The sequence below is a fragment of the Synergistaceae bacterium genome (genome assembly GCA_017450125.1).
Taxonomy (GTDB): domain Bacteria; phylum Synergistota; class Synergistia; order Synergistales; family Aminobacteriaceae; genus JAFUXM01.
In genome coordinates, this window is sequence record JAFSWZ010000014.1 from 1 (window position 1) to 11,816 (window position 11,816).

An 11,816-nucleotide genomic window follows, 5' to 3' on the forward strand; every position below is an offset into this window, starting at 1 on the left:
CTAGCCGAATCCCGTTCATCAACTCGCTGATATACAACCCGACTTCGCCGGACAGGTCATTCGTCAACAAAGACAGTGAACGCTCAATGTTCTTCAACTGCGCGATTCCTGAGAGCCTTGCGCTTCCCAGCACTTCACCGAGCTTCGACATCGTGAAGATAGCTTCATGGAATCCCGTTTCGTCAACCGAGACAGTCAACGGGATAACTCACACGGTCTACAGGATTGAGGACAACCCTGCGTTGAAGCCTCTTGTCGGTGCTGGAGCGAACAGAATCGTCCGTCCTTCCGGCACATACGAGGCCGCACTTGACTACACATCGCCATCATTCGACCAGCTCGGAACAACACGAGTGAACTCACCCGACATCGGAGCAATGGAGAAGGCTGTTACCGTTCCAGTTCTCTCGGCGGACGCGAGCATTCATGTTGTCGTGAGCACCGAGATTACCCCTATCACGATAACTGACACCGAACCCAACAAAGCACTCACATGGACGGTCAGCGGAGACATGCCTTCGGGAGTTGCGGCTTCAGAGGACGCAAACGGAATGACATACACCCTCAGCGGTGCGCCCGCGCAATGGGGAGATTACAGCTTCTCAGTCATTGCCTCGAACGCGAAGGGCAGCCATGACGTGAAAGTCAGCGTAACCGTCTACACTCCTCCCGTTCTGCCGGACAGCGCAGACCTGAAACTCATCAAGGGCGAGTCGTTCACGCAGACCATCTCCGCAGACTCGGGAAATCATCTTGTGTGGACAGCCAGCGGAGACATTCCGGCAGGGCTTGAGGTTGCAAGCAGTGATGCAGGCCTAACCTTCAGCGGAACACCGACGGCGGCAGGAGATTATGAGTGTACGTTCACTGCCTCGAACTTGGCCGGAAGCGATGATGTTTACGTGAGAATGACAGTCTATGAAGTGCCCGTTCTGTCCGCGTCCTCTCTGGCAATTCACACGAGCAAGGATAAGGCTATGACCGTTCAGACCATCACGGCGACAGAAGGGAATCATCTTGCGTGGTCGGTAAGCGGGACTCTTCCGGCGGGGTTAAGTGTCGCCAGCTCGGACAACTCGGCAACCATCACAGGAACTCCTACTGCGGCAGGGGATTACGCGTTCACTGTTACAGCGGCGAATTACGCGGGAAGTGCAGACGCGGCAGTAAGTGCTGTCGTCTATGAAGCTCCCGAACTGTCATCAAGCGCGCTCACGATTAACGCGGTAGAGAGTACAGCACTGGCGGCTCAGAGCGTGGCCATCAACGCAGGAAATCATCTAGCGTGGAGAATGACGGGGACGTTCCCAGACGGACTGAGATACACGAGCAGCGATACAACCTTCAGCATCAGCGGGACTCCTGCGGAAGGGGCGGCGGGAAGCTATGACTGTACATTCACGGCCTCGAACTTGGCCGGAAGTGCGACGCTCAGGCTTAATGTCTCGGTGTACGCAATGCCCGTTTTGTCCGGCGACTCTGCAGTAACTGTCTACGAAGGCGAAGCGGTGAGCGCAACTGTATCCGCAGTCTCAGGGAATGATCTCGTGTGGACTAACAGCGGGACACTTCCTGACGGCTTGTCCGTGTCTGGCAGTGGCAACAGCTATACCATCAGCGGGACTCCTGCGGAAAGCACGAGAGGAATCTACGGCTACACTTTCACGGCGGAGAACTATGCTGGTGAAGCGACAAAAACAGTGATGATAAACGTACTCACCAAGAATTACGAGGTTAAGAGTGCGGATGTGTCATCGCCGACGACTCTTTCAGGCTTCCTTAACACTCTCTCGGCTGACCAGCTCGCGGCAATAGAGACCCTGAAGCTCAACGAGTACTTCACGGACTTGTCCGGCATCGAGAACCTGACGGGGCTCACAACGTTAGACCTCACCGAAGCAGCAGGGCTGACAGCAATAGACCTCAGCAGCAACGATGCGATTATGACGCTCGATATTGCGGGGAACAAGTCAGTTAAGGAGCTGAACATTTCGGGCGGGGCGTTCAAGCATGTCAACGCTGAGGAATGCTCTGCGCTCTCCGTACTGAACGCTGAAGACTGCGTAGGCCTCGAGACTTTGCTGTGCGCGTCATGCGACATCAGCGAGCTTTATCTGTCAGGCTGTACCAGCTTGAGGATTCTGGACTTCTCTTTTAACGCAATAAGGAAGTTCAACGCGCAAGGCTTCACAGAACTGCAGACTCTGGAATGCGCCGGACAGGCAATTACCGTGCAGACGCTGTCGAGGGATTTTCCGTTACGCGACTTCCTGAGCCTCGCGAAGGTTTCAGTGGTTGAAGCTGAGCCCATCAATGTTGCTTCGGATGAAGTGAACGTGAAGGACATCACCGGCTTTGACGCTTCCGGCCAAGAGATAAGCGCGGACTACGACGAGCTTGCAGGAGTGGCGAAATTCGCTTCAGCACCTCACAGGGTAACGTACAACTACATCACCCGAGACGCTGAAAGCATGGACGTAACAATTTCGGAGTATGTAGAGCCTCCAGCACCTGCCAGCCCGGATGTTCCCGTACCTCCGACGAGCCCGGATGTTTCAGTTGACACGAAGCCTGAACCTGAGACAATAAACACGCAGGAAGAGGCAAGCCTCTCTGATGCGATAGACAATCTCACGCCAGAACAGGCGGCGGCAATAGAAACTCTGGTTGTCGGCGATAAAATCACGGATCTTTCCGGCCTCGAGAAACTCACCAACCTAGAGTCGCTGGATCTGACAAGTGCGGACTCGCTCACGGAAGTAGACCTTTCCGGCAACACGTCAGTTAAGGATGTAGACATGACCGGCAATTCGTCAGTTACGACGCTCAATCTCGCTGGTTCTCACGTTGAGAGAGTGAATGCGGAAGGCTGTGCTTCGCTCGAGGAGGTCAACATTGAGGGCAACAAGACCATCAAGGAACTCAAGGTGAGCGGCACGAACATTTCTTCCCTGAACGCTAAGGACTGCGAGAACCTCGAAGTTCTTGAATGCGCGGCAAGCAGGGTAAGCAGCATGAATCTCGAGGGCTGCCGGAAACTGCGGAAGCTCGACTTCGGCGGAAATGCTGTCAGGCGATTCGATGCGGAAGGCTTCCCTGTGCTTGAGGAGCTTTTCTGCAGAGGACAGGAAGCAAGCGTGTCGACTCTGGGGCGGGTCTTCAGACTGCTCAACTTCATAATGTCAGCGCAGGTGTCGGGAGTTTCTGCTTCTGCCGACGGTGATAACAAGGTTCTGAACGTCAAGGGCTATGATGCGTCCGGCCAAGAAATAGCGTCGCAGTACAACCCGGAGACCGGCGAAGTTACGTTCGCAAGTGCGCCGTCAAGCATAACCTACGATTACGATACCGGCTTTGAAGGCGCATCGATGGACGTTACGGTTAGAGGGAGTGCCTCCGAAGAGACTGGCGATGTCGGAAGTCCGTCCGGCGGCTGCGATTCGGGAGCTGCGGCAATGGCGGTTCTCGCGCTCTCGGCGGTATTCGTTCTCTCGAAGAAGAAGTAACACGGCGAGTTCTCCCCTCTGTACAGCGCAGGGGGGAATTTCTATGCAGAATGCTGGTGCTATAATTTACTCAAGCTGTGCAGCTAGAATGCGTACTGCGTCCTACGGTAAGTCCAGGCTTATTACGGGCAGACGCAATTTTTTTTTGTCGCCCGAAACATCATGAGGTGATAATCTTGAACTCCAGCATTTTCCTTGAACGCGAGCCGGTCAGCAGACTTCTCGTGAAGTATTCCGTCCCGTTAATCGTGTCCCTTCTCGTTGCGGCACTCTATAACATCGTCGACCAGATATTTATCGCCAACGCACACTATCTCGGCTCTAACGGAAACGCCGCAAACAACGTAGTTTTTCCCCTCACAGTCATTGCTTTGGCTTTCACGCTGTTAATCGGCGACGGTGCATGTGCCTTCGTGAGCATGTCTCTCGGTTCGAGGCAGACGAAGCAGGCCGGTGATGCTGTCGGCAGTGCGGCTCTGCTGTCCGCGACGCTCGGGGTAATAATCGCGTGCGTGTACTGGCTGTTACGCGAGGAGCTCCTGACCTTCTTCGGCGGACGCGTGAATGACGAGACTTTCAGGCTTGCGATGGAATATTTTTCGTGGATAATTCCTGGTATTCCGTTCTATGTTTTCGGTCAGGCCATGAACCCGATAATCTCCGCCGACGGAAGCCCCGAGTACGTGATGTTCTCTACGCTTTGCGGTGCGGGCATCAACATTGTGCTTGACCCGCTGTTCATCTTCGGCTTCCACTGGGGAATGACGGGGGCGGCTGTCGCTACGATAATGGGGCAGATTTTCACGGCCTTGATGTCCCTGCGCTACCTCTCGAGGAAGATGAAGGCAGTAGACTTTTCCCGCAAGAACCTTCATTACAGCCCGCGCCTGATGAGGAGATACCTTCCTCTTGGCCTGTGCAGCTTCATTTCTCAGGTATCGATAGTTATCAGCGTTGCGGCGGTGAACATGATGATTCGGAAGTACGGCGCGCTTCACGAGGTTTTCGGCAAGCCGGAATTTTCCCAGATACCTATGGCAGTAATCGGCATCGTCATGAAATTCTTTCAGATAGTGATCTCCGTGTGCGTAGGACTTTCCGCGAGCTGTACACCGATAACCGCCTACAACATCGGCGCGGGGCATCCTGAACGTGTGCGCAGTCTCTTCACGCTTCTTCTTGCGTGCGAGGCAGTGCTCGGTGCTGCGGCGTTCGTGATTGTTGAGGTCTTCCCGATGTACATTGCTGATTTGTTCGGAGCATCCGGCGAGAGCGTGTACTACATGGCTTTCACGGTGCACAGCTTCAGGGTGTACCTGTGCCTTATCGTCCTTGCGTGCATCAATAAGGCCGCGTTCATCTTCATTCAGGCGATGGGCAGGGCGTGGACTTCTGCGGGGCTGTCCGTTGTGCGCGAGGTTGTGTTTGGTGCAGGGCTGACGGTGATTATGCCGATGTTCATGGGGCTCGAAGGCGTTTTGTGGTCAATGCCGGCCTCTGACGGGCTGACGTTCATTGTGTCGGCGGCTGTTATTGCGATGATTTACCGTGAGTTAGGCCAAGAAGTTGATGCTTGACAAATCAAATACTGTGTTATAAATTTTTACCCATCAAACAAACTCACGGACGAGGCAAAAACATCTATGGCACACAAAGACGCAGATATTATCATGAGTTTCATGAGGTATGTCAGGGAATTACCGCCCGAACAGTTTTTGAGGAGTATGCTGTTATGTTTCTGTGCACCAACTATAGCAGGACTGAAGGCAGCAACTCTCCTCAACTTTAAGCGCGGTATTCATGAAGATATGCGTTCGTTGTGGCTTGAGCACGCTGACGAGTGGCTGTGTGCCCTAAATGTTCAGTGGGTCTTACTGAACAAACACGGCAGCAACGCTCTCGTCCTTCTCTACAGGCGCGAGCTTCTGGCAGAGGCTCTCGGTTGTTCTGAGGCCTGCTCGATACTCAGGGAACACGGCTACCCTCTTCATGACCTTGATGCGTGCCTTGAGTGCCTTCGCGGGAGACTGTGCGGGACGTTCCCTCACGAGATCGGGCTGTTCCTAGATTACCCGCCGGAAGACGTGAGAGGCTTCATCGAGAACAGAGCACCGAAACAGTTATCTTGCCCGTGCTGCTACTGGAAGGTGTACGGCAATGCGGAGGCAGCTCGGAGGAAGTTCCTGATGTACAAGCAGGCAGAGTGTGAAGCAGCCCGTAAGATTCTTGCGGGCGAGTAAATACATGGAGGCAGAGTTATGGCGAAAGTACTTGTAGTGTATGTGTCGACAACGGGCAACACCGAGAAGATGGCGAACGTAATCGCTGATGCGGCGAAGGGTGCAGGGGCTGACGTAACCCTGAAGACGGTCGGAGAAGCCAGCGTTGACGAGCTTGCGGGCTATGATGTAGTGGCGTTCGGTTCTCCTGCGATGGGCGCGGAAGTCCTCGAGGAAGGCGAGATGGAGCCGTTCTTCAGTGAGGCAGAGGGCAAGATAAGCGGCAAGAAGGTCGCAGTGTTCGGGTCGTACGACTGGGGCGACGGCGAGTGGCTGAGGACGTGGGAGGACAGGTGCAAGGCCGCTGGTGCTGAGGTTGTGGCGAGCGTGAAGGCACATCTTGAGCCGGATGATGACGCTCTGGCGGAGTGCAAGGCGTTCGGAGCAAAGCTGGCGTAATTACGTAAATTTTCCTCCCGTTGAAGGTTTGGCGGGAGGGTTTGTTGTTTCCCGCACGGTCAAAGCGTTTCTTGGGGACACCGTAGACCAGGTACATGATGTCAGAGTCGTTGTCGTCATTGAAGTAGTCGTTGATGGCTACGAGCTCTCTGACCGCTTCGGGCTCTGCACTGTAAGCAAACTTCAGAGCCGCGCAAGCACCGATATTCAGGTTGGCGATTATCGCTGAAGCGCATATCACTTTCAGTAATGATCTATGTTGTTGTTGACCTCGAAGCCCTTGAACATTAGGCACACGTACATCAAGACGATGCCCGACACAGCGAGGAGTTTTGCTCGTCGGCGGCTTATGGTATCAGCGTCGATGTCCTGCGTGCACGCGAAGAACAGCATAAACAGCGGCCAGTAGAGCACTTCGGACATGAACGTCATAGCTATCATCATCTCAGGGAGAATAGCCGTGAAGATGGCGATGAAGTACTTTGTGCGCCTCCTGAGACCCAGTTCACCGGCAATCAGCCAAGCAAATATCACGGACAGATTCATCAAGACTATGTTACCGAAACCCTATAGCTTTCAGACGCAGAACTACGTCTTTGATGGCAAAGAACGGCATCAGTGCCAGCGAATAACCTATCTTCTGGTAATCAGACGCAAGTCCGCGAATAGTTCAGGACAGTATACTGCAGGACAACGTGAAGGAGTATGTTGCAGATAACTAAGAGGAGGAGTCCTGCCGCGTCGTTATGCTTCTCAGTCTTCATGAGCCTACACCTTCTTCCACCCGCCACCTGTTAATCTCCTGAAGCCGGAACTCAAATTCTCTGCGCTCCTTGTGCTTTATGGAGTTGCTGAAATTGTGGAAGGGGCTCTTGTTCTGCTGGAAGTAAGTTGAGGAAAGACGGCAGCCGGTTACCATGCCAGCACCCTCCTCATGAACGTGGGCGTACATTTCCAGGCTGTCTTCTGCAGGGTAAGTGTCGTCGCCTGAACTATTGTAGCACACAAGCAAGAAATACGCCGGGCATATTACTACACGGCGTTAGAAATTAACGGAGCACAAACCTTCAGCAGGTTATACCCACTCGTCTATCTTCTTCCCGGATATACCCCACTCTACAAATTTCCCGCTGAGATTGCAATACCTGCAGGCAGGAATGGGCTCTGCAAGCCTGCGCAGAATCTCCTTCGCGCTCAGTTCTCCGTAAATGTCCACAGAGTCGCTGTCTGTAATGAGGATGTCTTTCCTGAAGAAGTTTGAGAAGTGATGTACATGCGGCGCAAAGCAACAGGTATACAGCCTTCCATGACTAAGCGTGATGCAGTCGACAGAATGAGGGCATATCCCGAAGTTGATATTTATGTTGCTGTCTCCGGCAAGATTTACGGGACGTATGATGAACAAATCCCGTTCTTTGTCGCTTTGATTCCAAGCCCATCTGACTTGTACGCCGAACTTCAAAGCCGAGTCTCTTATTTTGTCTATAGGGAGATTTATCGGGTAGGCTGATATGAGTATGCCTGTATTGCTGTCGCGGCAGGACTCCCAGAAATCATCCTTCATTTGCGGCAGAAGTATGCCGTTCGTGAACACGGAGATTTCCCCATCAGAGAAATTCTCTCTGGCAATCCTAACCAAAGTGCTGATCTCCGGGTGGAGCAGAGGCTCGCCGCCCATGAGCCATATGCGCTCGCATGTGTGGGAGAACACATCTCCCAGCCTAATGAAATCCCTGCGGAACTCCTCAACATCAACAAATTCCGGCCCGGCTAATGGTGAAAAGTTGCTGCATCCCCTGCAGTTCAGGTTGCAATGCTCAACGAGGTGCATTTCGAACTTCAGCTTTGCAGGTACTTTCTTCAGAGGCAGATGCAAGCACATCCTGATTCTGGCTGCAATAGACTTGATAAACATTCTGATGTGATCTAGTACAGGCAATACGGAGACAGGACAGATTCTCTTGAGGAAATTCCGAAGCCGCTGGATTACCATATTGTTCTACCTCTTTCAGCAAAACAATACAGCGAAGTGTAAACAGGCGATATTATTCTTGTACAGGGAAAAACGGGACAGACTAAGCTACTGCGAACTGCGAACTGCGAACTGCGAACTGCGAATATTATACGCACACGCGTTCATCACTGTCAACCTCCTTAATGCTGGGATTTCGGAGATTATATCATAAAAAATTTCCCCCCTGCTTTTGCCGGCAAGGGGGATTGATGATTCTTACTCGTCCTTCACGACGCTGATTGCCAGCTCGTCTAGACGTTCCTGCTCCACTGCGTCAGGTGCACCGCTCATCAGGCACTGTGCCTTCTGCGTCTTCGGGAAGGCCATAACCTCGCGGATTGAGTTCCCTCCGCACAGAAGCATCACCAGCCTGTCAACGCCGAGAGCAATTCCGCCGTGAGGAGGAGTCCCGTAGCTCAGAGCGTCGAGGAAGAACCCGAAGCGTCTCTTGGCCTCCTCAGGAGTGATGCCCAAGCACTTGAACAGCCGCGCCTGAACATCCGGGTCGTGAATCCTGATTGACCCTCCGCCGACCTCGTTGCCGTTGAGTACGCAGTCATACGCGCGCGCAAGTGCATTCGCGGGGTCTTCGTCAAACGGTATGTCGTTGTCGAGTGCAGGAGACGTGAACGGGTGATGCATTGCCTCCCAGCGTTTCTCCTCCGCACTCCACTCGAACAACGGGAAGCGCGTTACCCACAAGAACTGCCAGTTGTCCGGCGCGTTGTCGAATAGGTCTTCACGTGCCCGGCCAAGCTCCAGCCTCAGAGTTCCGAGAATCTCGCACGCCTTGCGTCTGGACTCGTTCGCGACGATGAACAGCGCGTCATCAGGCTGCATTCCGCCGAGTTCCTTGACCTTCTCTGCGTCTTCGGGCTTCAGGAACTTCATCAGCGGCCCCTTAAGCCCGCCGTCCTTGTACAGGAAGTTAGCGAGTCCTGACGTGCCCAGCTTTATGGCACGGTTCTCGAGATCCAGTATCTCCTTGCGGGACATTGACGCTCCGCCCGGAAGCCTTAAGCCGCACACAACTCCTCCGGCCTCGAGAATCTTCCTGAACGGCTCAAACCCTGCGTTACGGAACGCATCGGCCAAGTCGCACAGTTCCAGCTTCACGCGGAGATCCGGCTTGTCGCTCCCGAACCTGTCCATTGCTTCCCAGTAGGGCATACGCTTGAACGGTGTCGGAATGTCCACGCCCCTTATGAGCTTGAAGAGCCCCTTCATGTAGCCTTCCATGAGGGTCATGATGTCGTCCTCGACAATGTAGCTCATCTCTATATCTACCTGCGTGAACTCAGGCTGTCTGTCCGCGCGCAGGTCTTCATCCCTGAAGCACCGTGCTATCTGGTAATACCTGTCGAACCCGGAAATCATGAGTATCTGCTTGAACAGCTGCGGGCTCTGGGGAAGAGCGTAGAAGCATCCCTGATTCACCCTCGACGGCACGAGGTAATCACGCGCACCTTCTGGGGTTGCCTTTGTGAGCATCGGGGTCTCGAGCTCAACAAAATCACGCTCGCCGAGATACTGCCTCGTGTAGGCGTTAATCTTTGCGCGTGTGCGAAGGTTGAACTGCATCTTGTCCCTGCGGAGGTCAAGATAACGGTATTTCAGCCTGATGTTCTCGTCGACGCTGTCGGTCTCGTCGCCTACCTCAAAGGGTAATGGCCTTGCCTTGCTCATAACGAGGAAGTCGCTCGCTACTATCTCGATTGTGCCGGTCTTGAGCTCGGGGTTGTCCGTGCCTTCGGGACGGATGCGCATCCTGCCCTTGACGGCTATGCAGTACTCGTTGCGCAGACGGGCGGCCTGCTCGTGAATCTCTCCGGCTTCCGGGTTGAAGACTACCTGAATCGGCCCTGTCCAGTCCCACACTTCAATGAAGATTATTCCGCCCAAGTCGCGGCGGGCACGTACCCAGCCGTTAGCTCTGACTTCTTGGCCAGCGTCTGACTCGGTGAATGTTCCGCAAAGTTTCGTCCTCTGCCAAGTCTTGTCGAATATTCTTGCCAACTAATTACACGTTCCCTTCATGAATTATTGCGTATCAGCCTGAATATTATAGCGGTTTTACAACCTTATAGCTCCTGTGTTAATCAAGTAGGCGGCACAAGCTATATAACATGCGAACAAGGCGAAAATTTAAGCCTTGAAGCTCTGTGCCTCAAGTTCAGCTTTTTCCTGTTCCAGACGTTCACGCTCCAGTTCCAGACACCGTAAAACTTTTTGTGCGGCATCCTCATAGCCGAGACTCTTCTGGAAAAAGTCTACAGCCTCCGTGTACTTCCCTTCGTCCGTCAGACTGCAGGCCTTGTCGTAATATTCCTGACGGCATCTGATGGAGGTCTCGCGGTAAGTTTCGAGAGTCGTCCTCAGTTCGTCATCCGCAAACTGCATAGCTTTGGTGAAATTTCTGTGTCCCTCAACCTTCACAGAACCGAGTCTGCTCTGATTAGCTGTCGCATCCAAGTTACTCATTCTAAGCTCTGCCATCAGTTTTCCGAGATACGCGCGGGCATTCTTCGGCTCGATGTCAAGCACTCTGTCGCAATACTCGTCGGCCTTCGCAAACTCCCCGTACCTCAAGCCCTGCACTGCAAGCCTGACACTTGAATACTGCCACCGTCAATCCTCCTCCTGTTCCTGCGCTAATATTCCCCATAACTCTTCGTGTGCGTCAAGCTGTACGCTGCTGTTGCCTTTCACGAACCTGCCTATTACGCTTGAGGTTACGCCTTCCTCCGACAACTTGGCCTGAGCCTGCGGGATGCTCTCCTGCGGAACAACAGCGAGCAGCATTCCAGAAGAGATGAGATTTAGGGGGTTGAAGTCCAGTCTCTTGGCCGCCCTCATAGTCAGAGGTGATACCGGCACTTTCTCTCCTAACAGCTCAACTCCCAGCCCGCAAGCCTGTGATGTTTCGAGAAGCGCACCGTTTATGCCTCCTTCTGTAGGGTCATGCATGTAGCACGCGAACTCACGAAGAATCTTTGCTGGTTTCACTACTGACAGAGCATTTTTCCACGAGCATATTTCCGCCAGCTCTTCACGGGAGAACAGCCCCTCTAACAGTTCCGGCCTGTCGTGTGCGATTATGCTCATCCCCTCTAACCCTGCGTGTCCTGTCGCAATAACAGCGTCGCCCTCGCGGATATTTTTTGTGCTGAGCTCATACTTGGTCATTCCGAGCATCGTTGCTGACAGAACGGGGAAGTCATAACGGTCTGTAAGTTCTGTGTGGCCTCCGGCTACTGCTATGTTCATCTCTCTGCATGTCTCGTGAATCTCCTGCATTGTCGCGGCGATGAAGTCTGCTCCGAGCTTGTCGGGGACTATGAGGGTTACGACAATCCATGAAGGGTCTGCACCCTTGCAGGCTATGTCGTTGGCGTTGACGTGAACGAGGAGGCTTCCTGCACCCTTGACCGCACCAGTTACGGGGTCAGAGGCGGCGACGAGGATTCCTTCAGGGACACGGATTAACGCGGCATCTTCGCCGAGACCTCCGCCGACGAGCAGGTCTTCTCTGTGAGCTCCTGTGTAATTCAGGACTTTCTGCTTAAGAATATCAGGCTGTAACTTTCCGGGCATTTAGTGATTCACCTTCAGGGAGTT

General features: G+C 53.5%; 11 protein-coding genes. 5 read left to right on the forward strand and 6 right to left on the reverse strand.

The window, feature by feature from the left end; genetic code table 11:
* The 5 genes from IJT02_02780 to IJT02_02800 form a co-directional block, all read left to right on the forward strand.
* The coding region (locus IJT02_02780; GenBank protein MBQ7543846.1) for a putative Ig domain-containing protein at positions 1 to 3,506 on the forward strand (3,506 nt) is incomplete at its 5' end.
* Positions 3,507 to 3,682: 176 nt separating this feature from the next.
* Positions 3,683 to 5,083, forward strand: coding sequence for an MATE family efflux transporter (locus tag IJT02_02785; protein ID MBQ7543847.1), 1,401 nt, complete (start codon positions 3,683 to 3,685; stop codon positions 5,081 to 5,083).
* Between the two features lie 66 nt (positions 5,084 to 5,149).
* Complete coding sequence (locus tag IJT02_02790) at positions 5,150 to 5,746, forward strand: DUF3793 family protein (GenBank protein ID MBQ7543848.1); 597 nt, start codon at positions 5,150 to 5,152, stop codon at positions 5,744 to 5,746.
* Between the two features lie 18 nt (positions 5,747 to 5,764).
* Positions 5,765 to 6,184: a flavodoxin gene (locus IJT02_02795; protein ID MBQ7543849.1), complete on the forward strand. Its 420-nt coding sequence runs from the start codon at positions 5,765 to 5,767 to the stop codon at positions 6,182 to 6,184.
* Positions 6,185 to 6,212: 28 nt separating this feature from the next.
* Positions 6,213 to 6,413, forward strand: coding sequence for a hypothetical protein (locus IJT02_02800; protein MBQ7543850.1), 201 nt, complete (start codon positions 6,213 to 6,215; stop codon positions 6,411 to 6,413).
* 14 nt (positions 6,414 to 6,427) lie between these two features.
* On the opposite strand, the gene IJT02_02805 is transcribed toward IJT02_02800, so the two are convergent.
* The 6 genes from IJT02_02805 to IJT02_02830 form a co-directional block, all read right to left on the reverse strand.
* Positions 6,428 to 6,733 carry a hypothetical protein gene (locus IJT02_02805; protein MBQ7543851.1) on the reverse strand — a complete coding sequence of 102 codons (306 nt, stop codon included), beginning with the start codon at positions 6,731 to 6,733 and terminating at the stop codon, positions 6,428 to 6,430.
* 211 nt (positions 6,734 to 6,944) lie between these two features.
* On the reverse strand, positions 6,945 to 7,136 hold the full coding sequence (locus tag IJT02_02810; protein ID MBQ7543852.1) for a hypothetical protein: 192 nt from the start codon (positions 7,134 to 7,136) through the stop codon (positions 6,945 to 6,947).
* Positions 7,137 to 7,259: 123 nt separating this feature from the next.
* Positions 7,260 to 8,060 carry a radical SAM protein gene (locus IJT02_02815; protein MBQ7543853.1) on the reverse strand — a complete coding sequence of 267 codons (801 nt, stop codon included), beginning with the start codon at positions 8,058 to 8,060 and terminating at the stop codon, positions 7,260 to 7,262.
* 354 nt (positions 8,061 to 8,414) lie between these two features.
* Entirely contained in the window at positions 8,415 to 10,214 is a 1,800-nt protein-coding gene (gene aspS / locus IJT02_02820; protein MBQ7543854.1) for an aspartate--tRNA ligase, read from the reverse strand.
* 129 nt (positions 10,215 to 10,343) lie between these two features.
* A complete protein-coding gene (locus IJT02_02825; GenBank protein ID MBQ7543855.1) occupies positions 10,344 to 10,796 on the reverse strand; it encodes a hypothetical protein in 453 nt (150 codons plus the stop codon).
* Positions 10,797 to 10,826: 30 nt separating this feature from the next.
* Positions 10,827 to 11,792: an AIR synthase family protein gene (locus tag IJT02_02830; protein MBQ7543856.1), complete on the reverse strand. Its 966-nt coding sequence runs from the start codon at positions 11,790 to 11,792 to the stop codon at positions 10,827 to 10,829.
* Between the last annotated feature and the right edge of the window lie 24 nt (positions 11,793 to 11,816).